This window comes from Sphingosinicella terrae, assembly GCF_003347635.1.
In the GTDB taxonomy this organism is placed as follows: Bacteria; Pseudomonadota; Alphaproteobacteria; order Sphingomonadales; family Sphingomonadaceae; genus Allosphingosinicella; species Allosphingosinicella terrae.
Genome location: NZ_QDFY01000004.1, coordinates 95165 through 118793, shown reverse-complemented (window position 1 = coordinate 118793; position 23629 = coordinate 95165). Strand labels below are relative to the sequence as shown.

General features: G+C 67.5%; 24 protein-coding genes and 1 tRNA gene. 8 read left to right on the top strand and 17 right to left on the bottom strand.

The annotated features are described in order from the left end of the window. Positions 1-191 precede the first annotated feature (191 nt). On the top strand, positions 192-4133 hold the full coding sequence (locus tag DDE10_RS23800; RefSeq protein ID WP_284734587.1) for a hybrid sensor histidine kinase/response regulator: 3942 nt from the start codon (positions 192-194) through the stop codon (positions 4131-4133). 56 nt (positions 4134-4189) lie between these two features. On the opposite strand, the gene DDE10_RS10855 is transcribed toward DDE10_RS23800, so the two are convergent. The 3 genes from DDE10_RS10855 to DDE10_RS10845 are packed head-to-tail and all read right to left on the bottom strand — an operon-like array spanning position 4190 to position 6539. Further along, positions 4190-5548 carry a DUF2254 domain-containing protein gene (locus DDE10_RS10855; protein ID WP_114952800.1) on the bottom strand — a complete coding sequence of 453 codons (1359 nt, stop codon included), beginning with the start codon at positions 5546-5548 and terminating at the stop codon, positions 4190-4192. After that, positions 5545-6279, bottom strand: coding sequence for a hypothetical protein (locus DDE10_RS10850; RefSeq protein ID WP_284734586.1), 735 nt, complete (start codon positions 6277-6279; stop codon positions 5545-5547). The genes DDE10_RS10855 and DDE10_RS10850 overlap by 4 nt, the downstream gene beginning before the upstream one ends. Positions 6280-6287: 8 nt before the next feature. Continuing rightward, complete coding sequence (locus tag DDE10_RS10845) at positions 6288-6539, bottom strand: hypothetical protein (protein WP_162806548.1); 252 nt, start codon at positions 6537-6539, stop codon at positions 6288-6290. A 180-nt stretch (positions 6540-6719) separates the two neighbouring features. Between DDE10_RS10845 and DDE10_RS10840 the strand changes: the two genes are divergently transcribed. Then, the gene (locus tag DDE10_RS10840; protein ID WP_114953000.1) at positions 6720-8024 is read left to right on the top strand and encodes a cation:proton antiporter; all 1305 of its coding nucleotides are present in this window, start codon (positions 6720-6722) and stop codon (positions 8022-8024) included. A 296-nt stretch (positions 8025-8320) separates the two neighbouring features. Here the strand turns inward: DDE10_RS10840 and DDE10_RS10835 are convergent. From DDE10_RS10835 to DDE10_RS10780, 12 genes are all read right to left on the bottom strand, one after another. After that, positions 8321-8396: transfer RNA gene (locus DDE10_RS10835), tRNA-Phe, on the bottom strand. Positions 8397-8437: 41 nt separating this feature from the next. Beyond that, positions 8438-8644: a DNA gyrase inhibitor YacG gene (locus tag DDE10_RS10830; protein ID WP_114952797.1), complete on the bottom strand. Its 207-nt coding sequence runs from the start codon at positions 8642-8644 to the stop codon at positions 8438-8440. After that, positions 8622-9602: a ribonuclease gene (locus DDE10_RS10825; RefSeq protein ID WP_114952796.1), complete on the bottom strand. Its 981-nt coding sequence runs from the start codon at positions 9600-9602 to the stop codon at positions 8622-8624. Before DDE10_RS10825 ends, DDE10_RS10830 begins: the two co-directional genes overlap by 23 nt. Further along, positions 9599-10165, bottom strand: a complete 567-nt coding sequence (locus DDE10_RS10820) for a Maf family protein (protein WP_114952795.1) — start codon at positions 10163-10165, stop codon at positions 9599-9601. The genes DDE10_RS10825 and DDE10_RS10820 overlap by 4 nt, the downstream gene beginning before the upstream one ends. A gap of 9 nt (positions 10166-10174) precedes the next feature. Further along, entirely contained in the window at positions 10175-10393 is a 219-nt protein-coding gene (infA, locus tag DDE10_RS10815; RefSeq protein ID WP_114952794.1) for a translation initiation factor IF-1, read from the bottom strand. Positions 10394-10541: 148 nt separating this feature from the next. Beyond that, on the bottom strand, positions 10542-12722 hold the full coding sequence (locus DDE10_RS10810; RefSeq protein WP_114952793.1) for a sodium-translocating pyrophosphatase: 2181 nt from the start codon (positions 12720-12722) through the stop codon (positions 10542-10544). A 139-nt stretch (positions 12723-12861) separates the two neighbouring features. Continuing rightward, a complete protein-coding gene (gene thiL, locus DDE10_RS10805) occupies positions 12862-13827 on the bottom strand; it encodes a thiamine-phosphate kinase (RefSeq protein WP_114952792.1) in 966 nt (321 codons plus the stop codon). 12 nt (positions 13828-13839) lie between these two features. Next, positions 13840-14295 carry a transcription antitermination factor NusB gene (nusB, locus tag DDE10_RS10800; protein WP_114952791.1) on the bottom strand — a complete coding sequence of 152 codons (456 nt, stop codon included), beginning with the start codon at positions 14293-14295 and terminating at the stop codon, positions 13840-13842. Between the two features lie 41 nt (positions 14296-14336). Continuing rightward, the gene (locus DDE10_RS10795) at positions 14337-15251 is read right to left on the bottom strand and encodes an alpha/beta fold hydrolase (protein ID WP_114952790.1); all 915 of its coding nucleotides are present in this window, start codon (positions 15249-15251) and stop codon (positions 14337-14339) included. After that, entirely contained in the window at positions 15248-16147 is a 900-nt protein-coding gene (locus DDE10_RS10790; protein ID WP_114952789.1) for a pirin family protein, read from the bottom strand. Before DDE10_RS10790 ends, DDE10_RS10795 begins: the two co-directional genes overlap by 4 nt. Further along, positions 16144-16860, bottom strand: a complete 717-nt coding sequence (locus DDE10_RS10785; RefSeq protein ID WP_114952788.1) for a glutathione S-transferase — start codon at positions 16858-16860, stop codon at positions 16144-16146. The genes DDE10_RS10790 and DDE10_RS10785 overlap by 4 nt, the downstream gene beginning before the upstream one ends. Beyond that, complete coding sequence (locus DDE10_RS10780) at positions 16857-17141, bottom strand: BolA family protein (RefSeq protein WP_114952787.1); 285 nt, start codon at positions 17139-17141, stop codon at positions 16857-16859. The genes DDE10_RS10785 and DDE10_RS10780 overlap by 4 nt, the downstream gene beginning before the upstream one ends. Before the next feature lie 41 nt (positions 17142-17182). Between DDE10_RS10780 and DDE10_RS10775 the strand changes: the two genes are divergently transcribed. The 3 genes from DDE10_RS10775 (at position 17183) to cobT (ending at position 20741) form a co-directional block, all read left to right on the top strand. Further along, positions 17183-17773, top strand: coding sequence for a J domain-containing protein (locus tag DDE10_RS10775; RefSeq protein WP_114952786.1), 591 nt, complete (start codon positions 17183-17185; stop codon positions 17771-17773). Positions 17774-17896: 123 nt separating this feature from the next. Next, the gene (cobS, locus tag DDE10_RS10770; RefSeq protein WP_114952785.1) at positions 17897-18901 is read left to right on the top strand and encodes a cobaltochelatase subunit CobS; all 1005 of its coding nucleotides are present in this window, start codon (positions 17897-17899) and stop codon (positions 18899-18901) included. Between the two features lie 7 nt (positions 18902-18908). Continuing rightward, positions 18909-20741: a cobaltochelatase subunit CobT gene (gene cobT / locus DDE10_RS10765; RefSeq protein WP_114952784.1), complete on the top strand. Its 1833-nt coding sequence runs from the start codon at positions 18909-18911 to the stop codon at positions 20739-20741. An 88-nt stretch (positions 20742-20829) separates the two neighbouring features. Here the strand turns inward: cobT and DDE10_RS10760 are convergent, their stop codons facing one another. Continuing rightward, the gene (locus tag DDE10_RS10760) at positions 20830-21258 is read right to left on the bottom strand and encodes a glycine zipper 2TM domain-containing protein (protein ID WP_114952783.1); all 429 of its coding nucleotides are present in this window, start codon (positions 21256-21258) and stop codon (positions 20830-20832) included. A 125-nt stretch (positions 21259-21383) separates the two neighbouring features. Between DDE10_RS10760 and DDE10_RS10755 the strand changes: the two genes are divergently transcribed. Next, positions 21384-22373 (top strand): esterase-like activity of phytase family protein, encoded by a 990-nt coding sequence (locus DDE10_RS10755; RefSeq protein ID WP_162806547.1) that lies wholly within the window; start codon positions 21384-21386, stop codon positions 22371-22373. Positions 22374-22386: 13 nt separating this feature from the next. Here the strand turns inward: DDE10_RS10755 and rpmB are convergent, their stop codons facing one another. Then, positions 22387-22683: a 50S ribosomal protein L28 gene (gene rpmB, locus DDE10_RS10750; protein ID WP_114952781.1), complete on the bottom strand. Its 297-nt coding sequence runs from the start codon at positions 22681-22683 to the stop codon at positions 22387-22389. 168 nt (positions 22684-22851) lie between these two features. Here rpmB and DDE10_RS10745 point away from each other — a divergent pair, with 168 nt between their 5' ends. Continuing rightward, positions 22852-23106, top strand: a complete 255-nt coding sequence (locus tag DDE10_RS10745; protein WP_114952780.1) for a hypothetical protein — start codon at positions 22852-22854, stop codon at positions 23104-23106. Positions 23107-23157: 51 nt separating this feature from the next. Beyond that, positions 23158-23622, top strand: coding sequence for a nucleoside deaminase (locus DDE10_RS10740; protein ID WP_114952779.1), 465 nt, complete (start codon positions 23158-23160; stop codon positions 23620-23622). Positions 23623-23629: the final 7 nt, after the last annotated feature.

The following is a 23629-nucleotide window of genomic DNA, read 5'->3' as shown; positions in this document are numbered from 1 at the left end:
CATGCGAATAAGGGTTGGCGCGTCACACCATGAGCAGCTCCCGGCGAATGGCTATCTCTAGCAACGGCACTCAAGCACCTCCGCTGTTTCTCGCAGGGGGCGGGGAGGCGGGACGGCTGATCCGCGCGCATGACTGGTCTTCGACACCGCTCGGTCCACCCGAATCTTGGCCGCCCGCGTTCAAGACGCTGATGGCTGTCATGCTGGGCGCGAGCCAGCCGATGTTCGTCGTCTGGGGAAGCGGCCGAACGCTTCTCTACAACGACGGCTACAGCGAAATTCTCGCGTCCAAGCACCCGGCGGCGATCGGCCGCGATTTCCTGGAGGTCTGGGACGAAATCAGGGACGATCTGGTCCCGATCGTCGATCAGGCTTTCGGTGGCGACCCCGTCCAGATGGATGACATCGAGCTCTGGATGAATCGCAGGGGTTTCCGAGAAGAAGCGCATTTCGCCTTCTCCTACACGCCCGTGAGAGCCGAGGACGGCGACATAGCTGGCTTCTTCTGCGCACTTCAGGAGATTACCGGACAGGTGCTGGCGCAGCGGAAGCTTCGCGAAAGCGAAGCTCGAGCGCACGCCGACGCCGAGCGCGTGAAGCTGGCCCTGGCCGCCGGCGCGATTATCGGCACATGGTTTTACGACATCCAGCAAGACCAGTTCGCCGTCGACGAGCAGTTTGCGAAGGCATTCGGTATCGACCCTCAGGCGGGGCGCGAGGGCCTCAACCTCGAGCAGATGATGGCCACCATTCATCCCGAAGACAAAGCGGGCGTGCTGGCGGCTGTCGAAGAGGCGATCGCTCGAGGTGGGTCCTATGCTCACCAATATCGGGTGCGTCGCACGGACGGGCATTATTATTGGATCGAAGCGAACGGACGGGTCGAAAGAGCCGATGACGGCACACCTTTGAGATTCCCGGGCGTTCTTCTCGACATCGAGGAGAGGCGAGCCGTCGAGGCGGAGAGGGATAGGGCAACCGAGTTGCTGCGCACCTTCGCCGACGCCGTGCCTGGAGTCGTCTACGCCAAGGATCGGCAGGGGCGCATGCTCGTCGCGAATCGCGGCACGACCGAACTGATCGGAAAGCCGCCGGAGCTCTATATTGGCAGGACCGATGCCGAGTTCCTCGACGACGAGGCGCAAGCGGCCGCCGTGATGGCGAATGACGAACGCGTCATGGCATCCGGGATCGCCGAGCAGATCGAGGAGGAGGTCACTTTCCCCGATGGGCGACGGGCAATCTGGCTTTCCACCAAGGCTCCCCTGAGGGACACGGCGGGCGAGGTGGTCGGGCTTGTCGGCTCGTCGATCGACATCACGGCGCGAAAGCAGGCGGAAGCCAAGCTCGCGGACAATGAGGAGCGTTTCCGCTTCGCGCTGGATGCAGCCGGCGGCATCGGCACCTGGGACTGGGATGTCGCGGCGGACAGGGTGTATACGAGCGCGCGCTTCGCGAAGATGTACGGTCTCGACCCTGAACGTGCGACAGCCGGTCTTTCGGTCAACGATTATCTGGACGGCATCCACCCTGACGATCGAGAGGCGGTCGGCCGCTTGATCGACGAAGCCATGGAGGGCGGAAGCGAGTTCCGCGCCGAATATCGCCTTATCGGCCGCGACGGCGAAGCGCGCTGGGTCATAGCGCGTGGCCGGTGCCTCACCGGCGACGATGGCCGCCCGGTTCGCTTTCCCGGCGTCACCTTCGACATTAGCGACCGGCGCAAGGCAGAGGAGACGCTGCGAGAAACCGAGGAACGCTATCGGCTGGCCGCACAGGCGACGAACGACGCTATCTGGGACTGGCGCATGGCGGACGGCCACGTCATCTGGAACGAGGCCCTTCGAACTCTCTTTGGCCACCGGTTCACCGAGACCCGCGCCGAGTGGTGGCTGGAGCACATTCATCCCGCAGATCGGGAGCGTGTCGATCGCGAGATCCACGCTGTGATCGACGGCGAAGGCACGGTTTGGATGGCGGAATACAGATTCCGCCGCGCCGATGGCACTTACGCCGAGGTTCTGGACCGAGGACATGTGCTTCGCGGCGCGGACGGACGAGCGGTGCGGATGATCGGCGCGATGCTCGACCTGACCGAGCGACGTGCGGCCGAGGCGGCGCGCGCTGAAAGCGAGGAGCGGCTTCGGCTGGCGACCGAGGCGGCGGAGGTCGGCTTCTGGGACGTCGATGTCGTCAACGACGTCCTGATTTGGCCGCCGCGGGTGAAGGCGATGTTCGGCATATCGTCGGACGTGCCGGTCTCCATGGACGACTTCTACCTTGGGATGCACCCGGATGATCGGGAAGCGACGGGCTCCGCTTTCGCCGCCGCATGCGACCCGGCGCTCCGTGCCCTTTACGACGTCGAATATCGGACGATCGGCAAGGAAGATGGAATCGTTCGTTGGGTCGCGGCCAAGGGGCGCGGTCTGTTCGACAATGGCGGCCGCTGCACGCGCGTGATCGGTACCGCCGTCGACGTAACCGACCGAAAGCGCGTGGAAGCCGAGCTGCGCGAGCTGAACGAGCGCCTGGAATCCCGTGTCGCGGAGGAGATTGCCGAGCGCAGCAAGGCCGAGGAGGCATTGCGGCAGGCGCAGAAGATGGAGGCGGTAGGCCAGCTGACCGGCGGCATTGCCCACGATTTCAACAACCTGCTCACCGTCGTGACGGGCAACATCGATATGGCGGGCCGCGCTCTGGAAGCGGCGGGGTCGCTCGATCCCCGCGCCCGCCGGGCGCTGGACAATGCGATGAAAGGTGCGGAGCGGGCTGCCTCCCTGACCCAGCGTCTTCTCGCTTTCTCCCGCCGCCAGCCGCTCGCCCCCAAGCCGCTCGATGTCGACAAGCTGGTCTTGTCGATGTCGGACATGCTCAATCGCGCCTTGGGCGAGATGGTGAAGTTGGAGATCGTCACCAGCCCCGGTCTGTGGCGGATCGAAGCCGATCCCAACCAGCTTGAGAGCGCCATCCTGAACCTGGCGGTGAATGCGCGCGACGCCATGCCGCAGGGCGGGGATCTCACGATCGAGACCGCCAATGCCCGCCTGGACGACAGCTATGTCGCTCATCACGCCGAGGTCGCGCCGGGCCAGTATGTCGTGATTGCGGTAACCGACAACGGCGTCGGAATGTCGAAGGACGTCGCCTCCCGGGTATTCGAACCCTTCTACACGACGAAGGAGGTCGGCAAGGGTACGGGTCTGGGCCTCTCCATGGTCTATGGCTTCGTCAAGCAGTCGGGCGGCCATGTGAAGATCTATACGGAGGAGGGGCACGGCACGACCGTCAAGATCTATCTGCCTCGCCTGATGAGTGACGATGCGGCGGACGACGAGGCGACGCTCACGCCGGGGCTGGAAGTAAGCCGCGACCGTGAGACGATCCTCGTCGTCGAGGATGATGACGATGTTCGCGCCTACACCGTGGAGTGCCTGCGCGAGCTCGGCTACCGAGTGATCGAGGCGCATGACGGTCCTTCCGCGCTTCGCCTGCTGGAGCGTCAGGAAGAGCCGCTGGACCTTCTCTTCACGGACGTCGTCATGCCCGGAATGTCCGGACGCGAGCTCGCCGACGCGGCGCGGGAGCGGCAGCCGAGTCTCAAGGTGGTCTACACCTCGGGTTACACCCGCAACGCCATTGTGCATGGCGGCCGCCTCGATCCCGGCGTGGACCTCATTGCCAAGCCGTTCACATACCAGGCCCTCGCTCAGAAGGTCCGAGACGTGCTCGACCGTGGAAAGACGGGTCGCGTGATCGTGGCCGAGGCCGACGCGACGGTGCGAGCCCTCGCTGGCGAGGCGCTGGCAATGTCCGGCTACACGGTCGACGAAGCGGCGAACACCACGGAGTTGCTGACCAAAATACGCTCTGCGCAGGGCGGTTTCGACGCTGTCGTGCTCGACTATTCACTTCCGGATCGAACGGGCGACGGCTTGGTCGCCGAGCTCCGCGCGATCCATGCCGATCTCCCCCTGCTGATCGCGAGCGCGGGTGAGCTGGAGGAGCTTCGTGCTCGCTTTGCCTTGGATCGCTGCATCGGCTTCGTCGAGCGGCCCTACACGAGCGCGAAGTTGCAGAAGGCGCTGCAGAGTCTGGGGGTCTCCTGCTCCCCGCGCCGTACTGGACGCTGATCATCGCTCCATGGCAGCGTATCATGCATGCCGATCGTCGTTGATGTGCGGGCCGTTCAGGCGCTTCCGCCGAGCCACTCCACATGGGTCGAATCGATCCGGCCTATGCCGCGGGAGAGGAACGCCTGCAGTTCTTCCGCCCGCTCCTGAACGGAGCGGGCCGCGGCGCCACGAAGCTGCCCGACGGCGACTTCGGCGAAGCGCGCCGCCTCCGCGCTGATGGTGCCGATCTGGCTCTCGAGCCGACAGCCGGTCGCGACTTCGCCCAGGACGCGCAGGAAATGAAGGCTCGCGATCGGATCGCGGGCGGCATAGTCCCGGACCCGACCGAAGCTGCAGGCGATGAACGATGCGAAATCGTCGGGGCGGGCAATCACTCGCGGCGTGCCGCCGGGATCCACGCGAACCGCTCGGGGCAGCTTGCGCGAGGCGGTTTCCAGCGCCCCCGCACCCAACCAGTCGAGGCAGGTGACCGCCGTCATCGGATCGTTGATGCCCGGCGACAGCGCGCGCGCGGCGATTTCCACCAGCTCGCTCACCAGGAACATGAGGTCGCTGTCCGGTGCGCGCTTGCGGCCAACGGTGAAGCAGCCGTCGAGCGCGTTCGTGCAGGAATCATCCCAGCGCTCGCCCGCGGCCACGTCCGCAACGATCAGGCCGGCCATGACGAAATCCCCCGGGCGATATCGTAGTCGGATGAGAGCACCGCCCTCGCACGCGAGACGCAGGAGGCGTTCCTGGTCGATGGACTGGATGTAGCCGGTGGCCTTGCTCGGCACGGACACGATGGTGCCCTCGAGCGCCGGCGGCCGATCTTGCTCCGGCTCCTCTGCGGCGGAGCCGATCATTGCGGGAAAGCGCTTGCAGGTGTCGGCGACCAGCTGCTCGCCAATGCGGGCCACGACATTGTTGATGTGGATGCTCTGCGGCACGTGGTGAATGAAGTAGATGAGCACGCCGATCGAGCAGACCGCCAGCAGCATCGCGACGACGACCGAATATTGCGGCACGAAATCGTCATCGCCGCCGCGGATCGTACGCAGCACCATCAAGCAGTAGAGAAACGTGGCGATGAAGGTGCCGAGCGTGATCTTGTTGCCTCGATCGCTCATGAAATTGGTGAGCACGCGCGGCCCATATTGGCTCGAGGCGTAGGAGAGCGCGACGATCGTGATCGAGAAGACGACGCCGGCGACGGTGATCATCGATCCGGCGATGGTGGACAGGACCTCGCGCGCACCGTCCGCCCTGATCTGCTGATACCAGCTGATCCCCTTTATCCAGCCGCTGCCGAGCCGAACGTCGAGCCAGATCATCACGGCGCCCAGCAGGATGGCGAGCAGCGCCATGATCCCGGGCACGAACCAGTAGGTGGCGCGGACGGCCTGCAGGCGCGCTCGGATGCCGCCGTTCATGCGGTGAACAGCAACAGGGCCGAGTAGAGGCCTGCACCGCCTGCAAAGGCCGAGAAGCGGCTCTGCCGTTCCTTCGGCAGCTCTTCCTTCAGCACGTTCAGGATCACGCCCCCGGCGAGGAACGCGAAAAACGCACCGAGCAGCAGTTCGGAAATTTCCGTGGCGAGCCCAATGAGCAGTCCGGCAACCGCCGCCGCCGCCAGGACCCAGCGACCATAGAGATGATAGGTCTGGCCATGCTGCTCGCGCAGCGCGTGGTCGTTCACCATGAAATGAAGTCCCATCGCCACTGCGTAGATGATGAGGCCTCGCAGATCGGTTTCCTCGCGGTGCACGAGCAGATAGCCGATCAGCACATTGTAAAGTGCGAAGGCACCGAGATGGACCCAGAAAATGCTCATCGAGCCGGCTTCGCCCGTTTCGTCGGGAGACCGATGGGACGCGGACCTCGCATAACGCTCGATGCCGTAGAAAATGGCAAGGCCGAATAGGGCGATGAGATAGGCGTGGCTTTCGATCGATCCGAGAAAGCCACTCCTTCGAGCGCGTGCCCCAAGTGTTAGCTGATGGTCCGCCAGCTCCGGCAGCAGGTGCACGAAGACATAGGCGACGGCTACTCCGCCCGCTCCGGAGAGCCATATGCTCCGCGGGATCGTCGAAAGCATCGTGAGGCGCCCGCCGAGCACGTGGATCAGGACGAAAAGCCCGACCGTAAGCAGGATGATGAGCAAAGAGGGGCTCATGCCTCCATTCTCTCCTGCTTCAGCCGGCGAGGCCGGTGATCGGGCAGGTCGCCGAGGCCGATGCCGCGTCCCGCCTCGTCGAGCCTCGCCAGGCGTTCGCGGCGGGTCGCGGTCGAGCTTCGTCCGGCCCCGGCGAAGAGGAGGACGAGCAGGAGAAGCGCCAAGTCGAGCAGCGGCTTGCTTCGGTTCTCGGGTGTGGCGCCGACGAGGCGAATAGCCCGTATGTGCAAAGCCCCGGACGGTTCCAATGGCCGCTCTCCTCTCGTCGAGAAAGCGTGGTGCGACAGCCGGTTCCCGACTTGACCGATGTCCGGCGCCCGCTCCGCGCGAGCGGTTCGCATCCGCAATAGAGGAGATCGGGGCTCAGGAGCGTATGGATGTTCTCCACGATTTTTGAACACCGGTCTGCCCGCGACGTTCTGACGTCGATGCCTGCATTCTCCTGGCCCCCGGATCCCTATATTCTGATCCTCACTGGAGCCGGGCTGCTCATCGCATTGGTGGCATGGCTCCCGCTTGCCATTCGTCGGCTGCCGCTGTCGCTGCCGATACTATGCATAGGCATCGGCGCGGCGGTCTTCTCGCTACCACAGGTGCCTCTCAGTCCGTTGCCGTACGAGTGGCCGGCCCTGACGGAGCGCGTCACCGAGTTCGTCGTCATCGTCGCCTTGATGGGCGCGGGGCTCAAGCTCGACCGAATCTTCAGCTGGCGGCGCTGGGAGGTCACGTGGCGGCTGCTCGCCATAACCATGCCGCTTGGCATCGCGGCCATCACCGCGCTCGGGACCTACCTGCTCGGCTTGCCGCTGCTGGCGGCGCTGCTGCTCGGCGCCTGCCTTGCGCCGACCGATCCCGTGCTTGCGGCGGACGTACAGGTCGGGCCGCCGAAATCCGGCGCGGAGGACGAGGTTCGCTTCGGCCTCACGTCGGAGGCGGGCTTCAATGATGGTCTGGCCTTTCCCTTCGTCAACCTCGCCATTGCCTTGGGCGCCGCTGCGGCCACGGGGGAGGCGTGGGCGGGCAAGTGGTTCACGCAAAGCGTCCTTTGGGAGATCGGCGCGGGCGTGGTCGGCGGATGGCTGGTCGGCAGACTTTTCGGTTGGCTCACCTTCCAAGTGCCGGCGGAGACGAAGCTCGCCAAGACCGGCGACGGCCTCATCGCGATCTCGGCAACCCTCGTCTCTTATGGTCTCACCGAGATCGTGAACTGCTACGGCTTTCTCGCCGTGTTCGTCACCGCGCTCACCTTGCGGGCCGCGCACCGCGACCATGACTTCCACTTTGAGATGCACAACCTGACCGAACAGATCGAGCGGCTGGCGATGATGGTGGTGCTGCTGCTGTTCGGAGGCGCCATTGTCAGCGGGTTGTTCGCCTCCCTGCAGGCGGTGGATATGGTTGCGGCCGTGCTGATCCTTCTCCTGGTGCGGCCGCTCACCGGCTTGCTCGGGCTCGCCGGATTTCCGGCGGACAGATCCGAGAAGCTGACGCTCGCCTTCTTCGGCATCCGCGGCATCGGCTCCTTCTATTATCTGGCATACGGCCTGAACCACATGACCATTGCCGGCGCGGAGCGGCTCTGGGCGATCGTGGGACTGGTGGTTCTGCTCTCGGTCCTGCTGCACGGATTGACGGTGACGCCGATCATGCGGAGGCTTGATCGGCAGCATGGTCGAGATCCTGATGGCGAGACGCCGCCACCCGGCTTCCAAGGTCCCGCCGCGGAGGCCTGAGGGTCAATCTGAGCCCGTTCCCCGGGGCACGGCCATCATCGAGCCCTACAGCCTCGATCTCGGTTCGACCGAGCAACTTTCAGGCAAGATCGCAACCGGGTGCGCAAAGCTGCGGAACCGTTGGACGGCGCCGCGATGAGCGGCATTGGGATGTCCGCCGGAGCAGGTTTGAGAACGTACCCCGAGAGTATCGGCTCTGTCGGATGACAGGCGCTCCGACCGAGGCGGCGCATGAAACGCAGAAAAGCGCCTCTGGCGAGTTCTGAAGCTGCTTGGGCGCGCCGCGATTCAGGGGATGGTGCCCAGGGGCGGGATCGAACCACCGACACCGTGATTTTCAGTCACGTGCTCTACCAACTGAGCTACCTGGGCCTACCGCATGCGTCGCCGCGGAAGCGCGGCTATAGAGGCGCTTAGCGCGCTCTGTCCAGCCCGTCTTGGTCGCCCGCAAAATCGTCGGGCGCCGCCGGCGCTCCCGGCACCCGATAGGCGTCGCCGAGCCAGTTCAACAGGTCGCGGTCTCGGCAGCCCTGGCCGCAGAAGGGCCGGTGCACCGGATCCGAGGGGCGACCGCAGAGCGGACAGGATTCGCCGCGTTCAGGAGTGACTGCGCTGGACATGCCCACCCGATATGGGCAGCGCCGCTTCGGCTCGCAAGACGAGCTCGGCGCCGGCCAGGCGGCGCAGGCGCTCCCGCCAATCGCTCTCGCCCTCGATCCGCGCGATCACCGCCGGCGCCGCCTCGATCGTCACCGGGCCGCTGCCGGGCGCTCGCTCGGCCCGGCGCAGCAGCGCCCGCGCCGCGGCCCCGGCCGGATCGGCCTGGAGGAGCTCGGGCAGCGACGGCCGTTCGCGCCGCCGCACGATCTGCAGGAAGCCGAAGCCGTTGACCGCGGTTCGCTCGAAGGGCGGGGGCAGCCAGGCGTCGATCTCCGCCGCGGCCGCCTGGCGCTCCGCCTTGCCCGGCAGGGTCGGCAGGTCGATGCCGATCGACCCGCCGATACCGAGCCGCCGGATCGCTCGCGCCGCCGCCGCTGCCCCGGCGCGGGCGAGCTCCGCCGGCGGCAGCCCACCGTCGACGTCGAAAAGAGTCATGGCCGGAGTGACGCTCATCCGCAGCGCCCCCCCGGCGAAGGGAATCTCCCGGTTCATCGCCTGTTCGAGCAGCTCCGACCATCCGGCCTGCTCGAACCGGTCGGCACCCGCCGCCGTAGGCCGGACGAATCGACCGATCCGCTGCGCCAGGCTCGCTCCTTCGCGCAGCGGCGCATCGGTCGCGCGGACGCGGGCGCGCTTCGGCCGGCCGGGCTCGGGGATTGGCTCGCGGACGATTTCGGCGTGCAAGACCGCGCCTTCGGTAAGGCCTGCCGGCAGCGGCTCGACCAGCGCCTCGCCGCCTGCATCGAGCGAGGCAAGGCCGCGGCGGCCGGGCACCCATATCTTCGTCAGTCGCGCCGGCTGCACGGCGCCGGCCCGGAGCTCTCCGGGCAGCTCGATCGCCGCCTCGATGATGTCGTTACCCTCGACGAGGATGGCGCGATTCTCGCCGATACCCTCCTCGTAGAGCCACTCGCTCACAGGACCGGGTAGCCGGCGGCGAGCAGGAGCGCGCGAGTCTCGTAGAGCGGCAGGCCGACGACCCCGGAATGGGAGCCGGAAAGGGCGCGGATCAGGGCTTCGGCTCGCCCTTGGATGGCATAGCCACCGGCCTTGCCCTGCCATTCGCCGGAGGCGAGATAGGCATCGATCTCCTCCGTCGACAAGCGCTTGAAGGTCACGATCGACGTCGACAGGCGGTGACGGGTGCGTCCGGTCGCATCGCGCAGGGTCACGGCCGAAAGGACGCGGTGCCGGCGGCCCGACATCAGGGTCAAGCAGGCGCGCCCCTCGCTCTCCTGCTCGGCCTTGGGCAGGATCCGGCGTCCTACCGCGACCACGGTGTCGGCCGCGAGCACGAGCGCGTCGGGCTCGACAACGGCGGCGGCCTTCTCGGCAGCCATGCGGCAGGCATAGTCGGCGGGCCGCTCCCCGCGGGCCGGGCTTTCGTCGATCTCGGCGGGGATGACCCTGTCGGGCACGACGCCGATCCGCGCGAGCAGCTCGAGCCGTCGCGGGGAGGCGGAAGCCAAGACGAGCCGCATCGGCCCGTCTTACTTGAAACGATAGGTGATCCGACCCTTGGTCAGGTCGTAGGGCGTCAGCTCGACCAGCACCTCGTCGCCGGTCAGGACGCGGATGCGGTTCTTGCGCATCTTGCCGGCCGTGTGGCCGAGTATCTCATGGCCGTTCTCCAGCCGCACGCGGAACATCGCGTTCGGCAGCAGCTCGACCACCTGGCCGCGCATCTCGAGAAGCTCTTCTTTCGCCAATCCCATTTCCCCTCGAAAAAAATCGGGCCGCCATAACGTCCCGAGGTGAAAAAGGGAAGGTGACGCCTCCGCGCGGCAGGCAGGCTCAAAGAAAAAGAGCCTCGCCGGTATCCCGGCGAGGCTCCTCTCCTGGTCGTTCGAAGCGGGATCAGCCAGCGCCGCCGGCCAGCGCCGCGAGCAGCAGCAGGGCGACGATGTTGGTGATCTTGATCATCGGGTTCACGGCCGGTCCCGCCGTATCCTTGTACGGGTCGCCGACCGTATCGCCGGTGACGGCGGCCTTGTGGGCCTCGGAACCCTTGCCGCCGTGATTGCCGTCCTCGATATACTTCTTGGCATTGTCCCAGGCGCCGCCGCCCGAGGTCATCGAGATGGCGACGAACAGGCCCGAGACGATGACGCCGAGCAGCAGCGCCCCCAGAGCCGCGAACCCCTGTTCCGTGCCCGCGATCCAGGCGATCACGAAATAGACGGCGATCGGAGTCAGTACCGGCAGCAAGGACGGGATGATCATCTCCTTGATCGCCGCCTTCGTGACGAGATCGACGGTCCGGGCGTAGTTCGGCCGCGACGTGCCGTCCATGATGCCGGGATTCGACCGGAACTGCTCGCGCACGTCGAGCACGACATTGCCCGCTGCGCGCCCGACCGCGGTCATGCCCATCGCGCCGAACAGATAAGGCAGCAGCGCGCCGAGCAGCAGGCCGACCACGACATAGGGGTTGGACAGCGAGAAATCGATTCCCGCGGCGCCGATGCCGAGCTCGGCGGCATAATGTTCGAGGTCCGTCGTATAGGCGCCGAACAGCACCAGCGCACCGAGCGCGGCCGATCCGATCGCATAGCCCTTCGTCACCGCCTTGGTGGTGTTGCCGACCGCGTCGAGCGCATCGGTGCGGGTACGGACATCGTCCTCCATTCCCGACATCTCGGCGATGCCGCCGGCATTGTCGGTGACCGGGCCATAGGCGTCGAGCGCCACCACCATTCCGGCGAGCGCGAGCATCGCGGTCGCGGCGAAGGCGATGCCGATCAGGCCGGCGAGCTGATAGGAGACGATGATGCCGGCGCAGATCACCACCGTCGGCAGCGCCGTCGATTCGAGGCTGATGGCGAGACCCTGGATGACGTTGGTGCCGTGGCCGGTCTCGGAGGCCTTGGCGATCGATTGGACAGGCCGGTAGTTGGTGCCGGTATAATATTCGGTGATCCAGACGATCAGGCCGGTGACGGCGAGGCCGACCAGAGAGCACCAGAACAGGTCCATGCCGGTGAAGCCGTCGCTGACCGCGCCCGCGGCGACGTCCGGCGCGACGTCGAGGCCGGCCGCTTCGCCGGCGCCGCCGATGACCGCATTGAGGTCGCCCAGCGTCTGGGTCATCACGTAATAGATGGCCGGGATCGACAGGGCCGCGGTCACCCAGAAGCCTTTGTAGAGCGCGCCCATGATCGACTGGCTGCCGCCAAGTCGAACGAAATAGGTGCCGATGATCGAGGTCAGGATGCAGACGCCGCCGATGATCAGCGGCAGGCTCATCAGGCTCAGCATCTCCTCGGGGCCGGTGGCGACGAGCAGGGCGATCAGCACCATGGTCGCGCCGACGGTGACGACATAGGTCTCGAACAGGTCGGCGGCCATGCCGGCGCAGTCGCCGACATTGTCGCCGACATTGTCCGCGATCACGGCCGGGTTGCGGGGATCGTCTTCGGGAATGCCGGCCTCGACCTTGCCGACCAGATCGGCGCCGACGTCGGCCGCCTTGGTGAAGATGCCGCCGCCGAGACGCGCGAAGATCGAGATCAGCGACGCGCCGAAGGCCAGGGCGACCAGCGCCTCGACCACGATCCGGTCGTTCGGCAGATGGCCCTGGATGCCGACCAGGAAGTAGAAGAAGACCGAGATGGCGAGCAGCGCCAGCCCGGCGACCAGCATGCCGGTGATCGCACCGGCGCTGAACGCGACGGTCAGGCCACGCTGCAGGCTGGTGCGGGCCGCCTCGGCGGTACGGACGTTGGCGCGCACCGAGATGTTCATGCCGATGAAGCCGGCGGCGCCGGAAAGAAGTGATCCCAGGACGAAGCCCGCGGCCGAGATCGGCGCCCCCATCCGGTCGAGGAAGACCCAGACCAGTACGGCGACGACCACGCCGACGATCCCGATGGTGCTGTACTGCCTGAATAGATAGGCCTTGGCCCCCTCCTGGATCGCCGTCGCGACGGCGACCATCCGCTCGTTGCCGGCGGAGGTGCGCAGCACCTGCATGCTGGTAATGATTCCGTAGAGTACGGCCACAAGGCCGCAGCCTATGGCGATGAGCACGACTGTCATGAAAATCCTTCCCCTGAATTTTCGAGCCGATTGGGGCTCGCGCCCAAGGCCGGGCGCGCCCGTAGGTGTCATGGACCTTAAGGAGGATGTCTAGGGGTTTCAACAGTCGGGCCCTGGCCGGACCCGACGATGAACCGCGTCAGTCGCCAGGCTGCGCGCCGCCTGCTCGATGCTCGTAGCCGAGCGTCTCGGGAAGCAGGATCGCCCCGCCCGCCGCCGTCGCTTCCAGGCCGTGTCCGCCCGCGAACCTGCCGATGCGGGTGAAGGGAAGGCCGGTTCGCTCCGCCAGCGCGAGCAGCGGCTCGGCAGCGTCCGCCGGCGCCGCGAACAGCAGCTCGTAATCGTCGCCGGCGGTCGCCGCGCGCAGCCGTGCCGCCTCGCCGTCGCCGTCCAGGGCGAGCAGGGCGTCGGACAGCGGAATCGCGTCGAGCGCGACCGATACCCGGCACCGGCTTGCCGTCGCCATCCGCTTCGCGTCGATGAGCAGGCCGTCCGACACGTCCATCATCGCGGTGACGATCGGCGCCAGCGCCTGCCCGGCATCGATCCGCGGGCGCGGTTGGCGGTAGCGCTCGACCAAGTCCGACGGGTCCGCCTCCCCCGTTTGGAGCAGCCGCAGCCCGGCTCCGGCATCGCCGATCGTCCCGGTGACCCAGAGGTCGTCGCCGGTACATGCGCCGCTCCTGTCCGGCACGCGAGCCTGGCCGAGGCCGATCGCCGTCATGCCGAGCGCGCGAGGGGCGCCTTGCGGCATCGCGACGGTATCGCCGCCGAGCAGCGGCAGCCCGAAGGCGCCCAGGGTCGTCGCCAGCCCCTCGGCGAAGGCCCGGTCCCAATCGTCGCCGCCCAGCCCATAGCCGAGCAGAACGCCCATCGGCCGCGCCCCCTTGGCGGCGAGATCGGACAGGTTCACGGCGACCAGCTTCCAGGCGACGTCGCCGGGCGGATCATCCGCCCGGTAATGGACGCCCTCGACGATCATGTCGTGGGTGAGGATCAGCGCCTCGCCGCCCACCTGGAGGACGGCGGCATCGTCGAGCAGCCCCCGCGCCGCCGCATCGGTCGCCAGCCCTCGCAGCGATTCGATGAAGGCGGCTTCCTTCACCTGGGAATCGGCCTAGCTGCGGACATCCTTCGCCACCGCATCGAGCAGACCGTTGACGAAGCCCGCCTCGCGCTGGTCGTAAAAGGCCTTGGCGACGTCGACATATTCGGAAATGACGCTGCCGGTGGGGACGTCGGCGCGGGCGATGAGCTCATAGGCGCCGGCGCGCAGGATCTGCCGCATCGGCTTGTCGAGCCGGTCGAGCGACCAGTCCTTCGCCAGGCGGGCCGCGATCAGGCTGTCCAGCTCCTCGCGGCGGGCATCGACGCCCTTCACCAGCTCGTCGAAGAAGTCGACCTCGGCATCGGCATATTCGACCCCGTCGATCGTCGCGCCGAGCCGGTGATGGTGGAATTCGTGGAGCAGCCGCGGCACCGGCACCTGCTCCATCTCCTGCTGGTAGAGCGCCTGGACGGCGGCGAGGCGGGCGGCGGAGCGCGATCGGGAACGGGCGGCAGCGGAAGTCATCGCGCGGGGGCATAGCCGGGTCGCCGGCCGCACCCAAGCCTCTAATCCGGCCGCGCCGGAGTCTCGGCGATGAAATCGCGGAGCGCCGTGACGAGCGGCTCGGGATGCTCCCAGGGCAGGAAGTGGCCGGAATCCGGCACCATCACGAGGCGCAGATCGTCGACCAGGTCGTGCAGTCCTTCGATCTGGACCGGCAGCAGCGCCTTGTCCTTCATCCCCCACACGACCAGGGTCGGCACCTTCACATGCGGGAACGGCAGGTTCGTCCACAGCGGCGCGTGCGCCTTCTCGCCCGGCTCGGGCACGGCGATGTCGCTGGCACGGTACCAGTTGAGCATCGCGGTCAGCGCCCCCTCCTGCCCCCAATCGTCGAGATAGGCCTGCCGCTCCCCCGCCGGCACCTGCGAGAGGTCGGCATGGGCGCCGAACGTCTTGTCGAAGAAGGTGTCGAGGCCCATCGCCTCGATCCCCTTCTCCATCAGCGGGTTTCGGAACGCGTTGATATATTGCGAGGCCTGGCGCTGGGCCGGATCGTCGATCAGCGATTTCTGGAAGAGGAGGGGGTGCGGCGCGTTGACGATCGCCAGCCGCGCGATGCGGTCGGAATGCTTGAGCGCGGCCGCCCAGGCGACGGCGCCGCCCCAATCATGTCCCACCAGGGTGAAACGTTTCAAGCCTAAAGCATCTGCGAGGGCGAGCAGGTCCTCCAGGATCCGGTCGATCTTGTAAGCCTCCACGCCTTCCGGCTTGTCGGATCCGGCGAAGCCGCGCTGGTCGGGAGCGACGACAAGAAAGTCTCGGGAAAGAGCCGGCGCCACCGCCCGCCAGGTGCGGTGCGATTCGGGAAAGCCGTGGAGCAGCAGGATCGGCTCGGCCTCGGCCGGCCCGCCTTGCTGCACGGTCAGCGTCACTCCGGTCGGAAGCCCGATGCGGGTGATCTCCAGCAGGCCCGTCATGGATAGCTCACCGTCTTCGGCACCTCGGGCAGCGGGATGAATTCGCCGTCATCGTCCGGCGGCAGCGCGAAGCGCCCTTCCTTCCAGTCGTGGCGAGCCTGCCGGATGCGCTCGCGGTCGGAGGAGACGAAGTTCCACCAGACGTGCCGCGGCCCGTCCAGCGCCGCGCCGCCACAGAGCATGACGTGACCGCCCGTCTCCGACCGCAAGGTCGCCCGGATGCCCGGCCGCAGCACGTACAGGGTCATCGGCTCCAGCCGCAGGCCATCCAGGCTGGCCTCGCCCTCGGCGACGTAGAGACCGCGCTCTTCCGCCTCCGCGTCGATCGGCATGGCGCCGCCCTCGGCGAGATGGATGTCGGCATAGATGGTGTGGCTATGGCAGGTGACCGGCGAGGTCTCGCCCCAGAGCGAGCCCATCACCACCCGTGCCCGCGCGTTCGCGCCCTCGATCGTCGGCAGCGCCTCGCGGCCGACATGCTCGAAGGCAGGATCGATCTCCTCCTTGGCCGACGGCAAGGCGAGCCAGGTCTGGATGCCCGACAGCTCGGGTCCCTGCGGCCGCACGGCCGCGGGCGAGCGCTCGGAATGGGTGATGCCTCGGCCGGCCGTCATCAGGTTGACCGCACCGGGCTCGATCGTCTGGAAGGTACCGAGCGAATCGCGATGGTCGATCGCCCCGGCGAACAGATAGGTGACGGTGGCGAGGTTGATGTGCGGGTGCGGCCGCACGTCGATGCCGTTGCCGGCGGCGAGCCTGGCGGGCCCCATCTGGTCGAAGAAGATGAACGGGCCGATCGTCGTCCGCTCGCGATGCGGCAGGGTCCGATGGACCTTGAACCCGCCGAGATCGTGGGTGGTCGGGACCAGGGTCTGCAAGATGAATTCTTCGGTCATTCGGCGTCGAGCTCCGGATAATGGCGGAAGATGCCGTCCTCGTTGAACGGAATGCGGCGTTCGCTGGCGAGATAGTCGGCGAGCTCGGGCATCTCCCGCACCCGGTCGCGCAGCGCCAGCACCCGGCTCAGGCCGCCGGCCAGCGTCTTCATCCGGCGCGGGAAGGCGTAGTCCAGGCCTTCGACGAGCTGGAACAGCGACAGGTCCGGATAGGACCAGTCGTTGCCGAGCAGCCACGGTCCCCGATCGCTCAGCACCGCTTCGAAATAGCCGAGATATTTCGGGATGCGCTCGTCACGGAACGCCTTTGCGGCCCGCGCCGCCTCCGCCTTCTGGTCTCGATAATAGAGTCCGACGGCGACCGGGTGGTGGACGTCATGGGCTTCCGCCACGATATCGGCGACGGTGAGCTGGAGCTGATGGGCGAACGATCGTCCACCGGGATCGGCCGGAGCGAGGCCGTGCCGCTCGCCGAGGAAGAGAAGGATGTTGGCGGTCTGGGCAAGGCAGAGGTCGCCCGCCACCAGATAGGGCGGGGCGAAGGGGCGCTGTCCGGATCGAGTCTCGAGATCGCGGGCCAACGTCTCGCTGCCCTCTTCGCGGGCGCGGTCGCGATAGGCGGTGGCGCCTGCCTCCAGGGCGAGGCGGACGAACTCGCCGCGGCCGGGTATTTCCGCCCAATACCAGAGGTCGTAGGGCGGGCCCTCGCTCATTCGCTCGGCGCTTTGGCGCGGATGGCGAGAGCGTGTATGCGCTCGCGCAGCAGGTCGCCGAGCGCCGCATTGACGGCCCGCTGCCGCTCGAGGCGGCTCTTGCCCGTGAAGGCGGGGGATTCGATCTCGACGGTGAAATGGCTCTCGCCGCTGCCGTCATGGCCGGCATGACCGCGATGGCGGTCGCTGTCGTTGGTCACGGCGAGCCGCGTGGGAGCGAGCGCGACACGCAGGCGTTGTTCGATTTCCGCGGCGACCGGTCCGGTGAAAGCATCAGGCATCGGCCCTATATAGGCCAAGCGCGAAGGAAAGGGAGTTGGGATTGGCGAGCGCGGGCAAGCGACAGACCCGGTTTCACGGGCGCGTCGAGAATCAGGAGCGAAGCTGCGATCATCCCGGCTGCGAGGCGGCCGGCGAATTCCGCGCGCCCGGCTCTCGGCGCCCCAGCTTCGACGGCCCCGGCGAGTGGCGCTGGATGTGCCTGGACCATGTCCGCGCCTTCAATACGGGCTACAACTTCTTCCAGGGGATGAGCCCCGACGAGATCGCCGACGCCCAGGGTCCCTATGGCGGCTGGGAGCGCGAGACGCGGGCTTTCTCTACCCGCGGTGCCTCGCCGCCGCCGCGCTGGGCCGATTTCGTCGATCCGCTGGATGCGATCGGCGCGCGATTCCGTCCTCGGCGCGACGAAGAACGCAAGGACGGCCGCGAGCTCAGCGGCGAGGACCGCAAGTGGCTGAAGGTGCTCGGGCTCGGCATCGATGCCGATCGCCGCGCCCTTCGCCAGCGCTATCTCGATCTCGTCCGCCGCTACCATCCCGACAAGAATGGCGGCGATCGAAGCCATGAAAAGGCCCTGCAGGCGGTGATCGAGGCCTATACCGCACTCAAGGCAAGGCCCGCCTTCGCCTGACGGCGGCGCCACCGCCGTGACGGAATTCATGGCCGCGGCGACTCGAAACCACGGCGGAAAGCGTTGCAGCCCGGGGGCGAGGCAATTACGGCGCGGTTGAACCGGAATCCCGAGAGACACCAGATGGCAGACATTCCCAACGTGAACCCCGACAGCCGCTCGGCGACCGTGCTCGATGCGCCGGACCGGCTGGTGAAGGTGCGCGACCTGTTCGGCGTCGACAGCGACATGGAGGTTCCGGCCTTCTCGGAAGCCGACGAGCGCGTGCCCGATCTCGACCCGGCCTACGTCTTCGATCCGGACACGACGCTGGCGATCTGCGCCGGCTTCGCGCGCAACCGCCGCGTCATGGTCCAAGGCTATCACGGAACCGGCAAGTCGACCCATATCGAGCAGGTCGCGGCGCGGCTCAACTGGCCGCTCATCCGGATCAATCTCGATGCCCATATCAGCCGCATCGACCTGATCGGCCGCGACGCGATCGTGCTTCGCGACGGCCAGCAGGTGACGGAATTCCGCGAGGGGCTGCTGCCCTGGGCGCTGCAGACCCCGACCGCGCTCGTCTTCGACGAATATGATGCGGGCCGGCCCGACGTCATGTTCGTCATTCAGCGCGTGCTCGAGACGGAGGGCAAGCTGACGCTGCTCGACCAGAATCGGGTGATCCGCCCCCATCCCTATTTCCGGCTGTTCGCGACCACCAACACCGTCGGTCTCGGCGACACGACCGGCCTCTATCACGGTACCCAGCAGATCAATCAGGGCCAGATGGACCGCTGGAACATCGTCGTCACCCTGAACTATCTGCCGGCCGAGACCGAGGCGCGCATCGTCCTCGCCAAGTCGGGCGAATATGATCATGAGGGCGGCCGCGCCGAGGTCGAGCGGATGATCAAGGTCGCCGAGCTCACCCGCCGCGGCTTCGTCAACGGCGACATCTCGACCGTGATGAGCCCGCGCACGGTGATCAGCTGGGCGCAGAACGCGCTCATCTTCGGCGATGTCGGCTTTGCCTTCCGCCTCTCCTTCCTGAACAAATGCGACGAGGCCGAGCGGCCGGTGGTCGCCGAATATTATCAGCGCGTGTTCGGCAAGGACCTGCCGGAGAGCGTCGCGGCGAAGGCTTGATCGTCGCGTGGCGGCCGACCAGGACAATCCCCTCGAAGCCTTCCGCCACGCCCTTGCCGGCGCGACCCGCGCGATCGCCGGCGATGCCGAGGTAGAGGTCGGCTTCACCAGCGACGCCCCCTCCACGACCGGCAAGAGCGTCAAGGCGCCGATGCCGGGCCGCACATTGGGCGCCCGCGAGGTCGCCGAGGCGCGCGGTTTCGCGGACGCCGCGGCCTTGCGACTTCGCCACCACAATGCCCGGCTTCATGCCCGCTCGGCGCCCGCCGACGACGTCGCCCGCGCCGTCTTCGACGCCGCCGAGCAGGCGCGCTGCGAGGCGCTCGGGGCCCGCTCCATGGCCGGGGTGCGGAACAATCTCGCCCGGCTGACCGAAGCGAGGCTGCGCACCGACCCGCTCACCCGTGCACGCAATCGAGACGAGGTTCCGCTCGGCTCGGCGCTCGGCCTGATCGTGCGCGAGCGTCTGACCGGCGAGCCGCCGCCCGAGGAGGCCCGTGCCGGCCTCGACCTCGTCTCCGACTGGATCGAGGAGAAAGCCGGCGCGGATCTGGACGCGCTCGGGCTTGCGCTCGACGACCAGGGCGCCTTCGCTTCCCTGGTCGGCAAGTTGCTGCGCGACCTCGAGCTGGTCGAGGGCGAGCCGGAGGCGCCGTCGGAGCCCGAGCAGGGCGACGAAGGCGAAGGCGGCGACGAGGCCGAGGGCGGCGACGAGGGCGAGGAGGACGAGCAGGACGACGGCTCCGGCCGGGGCGAAGCCGAGATCCGCGGCGAGGAGGAGGAAGACGGCGAGCAGGCCGAGCGCGACTGGTCCGAGGAGGAGATGTCGGACGCCTCCGACGCGCCCGGCGAGGAAGGCGATGAGGGAATGATCCCGGTGCGGCCGAACCGGCCGCTGAGCGATCTGCCCCCGTCTTTCGACTATCGCATCTTCACCACCCAATATGACGAGGTGGTCGCCGCCGCCGAGCTGTGCGACGAGGAAGAGCTCGGGCGGCTGCGCACCTATCTCGACCAGCAGCTCGTCCATCTGCAGGGCGCCGTGACCAAGCTCGCCAACCGGCTCCAGCGCCGGCTGATGGCGCAGCAGTCGCGCAGCTGGGACTTCGATCAGGAGGAGGGCCTGCTCGACGCCGCACGGCTCGCGCGCGTCGTCGTCAACCCCGAGCACAGCCTGTCCTACAAGGTGGAGCGCGACACCGAGTTCCGGGACACCGTGGTCACCCTGCTGCTCGACAATTCAGGATCGATGCGCGGCCGCCCGATCTCGATCGCCGCGATCAGCGCCGACATTCTGGCACGGACGCTCGAGCGCTGCGGCGTCAAGGTCGAGATACTCGGCTTCACCACCCGCGCGTGGAAGGGCGGCCAGTCGCGCGAGAAATGGCTGGCGGAAGGGCGGCCCGCCCATCCGGGCCGGCTCAATGACCTCCGTCACATCGTCTACAAGGAGGCAGACGAGCCCTGGCGCCGCGCCCGCCGCAATCTCGGGCTGATGATGCGCGAAGGGCTGCTCAAGGAGAATATCGACGGCGAGGCGCTGCTCTGGGCGCACAATCGGCTGATCGCCCGCGTCGAGGAGCGCAAGATCCTGATGGTCATCTCGGACGGAGCGCCGGTCGATGATTCGACGCTCTCCGTGAATTCGGGCACCTATCTCGAGCGCCACCTCAGGCAGATGATCGGCTGGATCGAGGGACGCTCGCCGGTGGAGCTGATCGCGATCGGGATCGGCCACGACGTCACCCGCTATTATAGTCGCGCCGTCACCATCATGGATGCCGAGCAGCTCGGCGGCACGATGATCGAGCAGCTCGCCCAGCTCTTCGACAAGCCGTGAGCGTCCGGCGGTCGGCCGGACGCGCGTGGGGCCGATCATCGCGAGGATGACCGGCCCCTCCCTCGATACGCTACCCGAGGATATTCGCTCAGCGGCGGCAGCTGCTCTTGTCGATCGCCCGGCCGGCGAGCGCGCCGGCGGCGCCGCCGACGATGGCGCCGGTCGTGCCGCTGTCGCGGCGACCCCAGCGGCTGCGCGGGCTGCGGTCGATCTCACGTCCGAGCAAGGCGCCGGCGATCGCGCCGACGATGGTGCCGGTCGTCCCGCTGCAGCGACGTTCGCCGTAGCGGTTGTCATAGCGGGAATCGTAGCGGTCGTTGTAGCGCCGGTCGTAGCGGTCATCGTATCGACGGTCGTAGCGCCGGTCGTAGCGATCGGACGATCGCCGGTCATGGTCGCGATAGTCGTTTTGGTAACCGCGGTCGTAATAGCCGTAGCCCTGCGCCTGCGCGGCGGTGGGGAGCGCCGTCGCGGCGGTCGCGGCCAATGCGGCGGAAAGGGCGATCTTCTTCAGCATCTTCGAAACTCCTCGTCGCCGGCGCCCCTTGGCGGAACCGCATCGGCAAGGCAGTTGTCGCACGCGCGCATTGAGCTTGCGCTGAACGGAGTCGTCAGCAGGCGTTCATGAAAACCGCTGGAATTATGAACAGGCCCAACCGCCTGCTGCGGCTGGCGATCCTCCTGCCGGCCTGGGTCCTGCTCGTCACGATCGCCCCCGTGCCGCCTCTGCCGCCCTTCGCGCCGGCCGCGGATACCTTCGTGACCGCGACGCCGGTCGCGCTCGACGAGGATGATCCCCGCCGGAGGCGCCTTGGCCAACTCGTCTTCATTCGGGGATGGGAGCTCGACAGCCCCGATCTCCGGTTCGGCGGCATCTCTTCGATGCAGCTCGAAGGGGATGTCGTGACCGCGATCAGCGATTCAGGGACGCTGCTGCGATTCCCGCTGCCGCGGCGGGAGGGGCGGCAACGGCTGAGGGTCGAGCGCCTGCCGCTCGCGGGCACGAGCAAGCAAATGCACGATACCGAGGCGCTGCTGATCGCCGACGGGCAGGCCTGGCTGGCCTTCGAGCGGCAGAACGCGATCATGCGCTTCCGGCGCGGCGACTGGCGGCGCGAATCGAGCGCCCGGCCGCGGCCGATGCGGCGCTGGCCATGGCAAACCGGCCCGGAGGCGATGGTCAGGCTCGCCGATGGCCGCTTCCTGATCTTCGCGGAGGGTAGGAGCGAGGACGCATTCAGCCCGGTCGTGCTCTTCGACGGCGATCCGGCGGAGCCCGCGACCGGATGGCAGGTGCTGCGCTACCGCCGCGCGCCGGGCTACCGGCCGACCGAAGCGGCCCTGCTTCCGGACGGCCGTGTCCTGGTCCTCAACCGGCGTTTCGACTGGTTCCAGGGGATTTCGGCGAGCCTCGTCATCGTCGACCTGACGCGGCTCGAGGCGGGACGGACGCTGGCGGGCGAGACGATCGCGGAGCTGGCCCCGCCGCTCACCGTCGACAATATGGAAGCGCTGACGGTGACGCGCGAACGCGGACGGACGATCGTGCGAATCGCCTCCGACGACAATTTCATGAACCTGCAGCGGACATTGCTGCTCGAGTTCGCGCTGGAGGCGCCGGCGCGGGACTGACCCCGCGCCCGGTTCAGGCCGCTTCGGCCTCGCTCTGCTTCTTGACGATCTCGCGCTTGAGCCGGCGGGCGCGCAGGCTCAGCTTGTCGTCGCCGGTCTTGGCGAGCCAGTTGTCGAGGCCGCCGACATGCTCGACCGAGCGCAGGCCGGACGTCGACACCCGCAGCTTGACCTGGCGGCCGAGCGAATCGGAGATCAGCGTAACGTTCTGCAGGTTGGGCAGAAAGGTCCGCTTGGTCTTGTTGTTGGCGTGGGAAACATTGTGGCCCACCTGCCGGCCCTTGCCGGTCAGCTCGCAAATCCGCGACATTTCAATCTCTTCCTGGAATGGGGCACGCAAGGCCCCGGAAAACCCGGCGCAAATAGAGGCCGTGGCGGGATTCGTCAACCGCCTTGGCGAGCCGCGATCGTTGCGCCTCGGCAACCAAAAGCGCATCTTCTCGTTCTTCCGTCGAACGCCAACGCCGCGAGGATGCCCATGCTGCGCACTATCCTGCTCGTCATCGTCCTGCTGATCGTGATCGCCATCGCCCTGGTGTCCCTCGGCGTGGTCAATCTTCGCCAGGGCGGCGACGGCACCGTCTCGATCCAGACGCGCGACGTCGAGATGGGCACGACCACCACCAATGTCGAGATTCCCGTCGTCCGAATGGAGAATCGCACCGTCGAGGTGCCGGCCATCGGTGTCACGGGAGACAATGCGCAGGCCCCGGCCGCCGCCAACGCGCAATAGGTCTCGCGTCCGCCTTCCGCCCGTCGCCCGGGCCGGCTAGGCGGCGACGCCATGGGCTTCCCCTTTCCCGATCCGATGCGGCTCGCGCTCGAAGAGGCGCGCGCGGCCGCCCTCGCCGGGGAGGTGCCGGTGGGGGCGGCGGTCACGCGCGGCGGCGAGCTGCTCGCCTTGGGCCGCAACCGGATGCGCGATTCGGCCGATCCGACCGCCCATGCCGAGATCGTCGCCTTGCGGGGCGCCGCGGCTGCCCTGGGTACCTCCCGCCTCGACGGCTGCGACCTGTGGGTGACGCTGGAGCCCTGTGCGATGTGCGCCGGTGCCATCGCGCTTGCCCGGATCGCCCGGCTCTATTTCGGCGCCGCCGACCCCAAAGGCGGGGCGGTGCTGCACGGGCCGCGCTTGTTCGGCCAGCCGACCTGCCATCACGCGCCGGAAATCTATCCCGGCATCGGCGAGAGCGAGGCGGCCGACCTGCTGCGCGGCTTCTTCCGCGAGCGGCGGCCGGCGGCGGGCTGAATCAGCC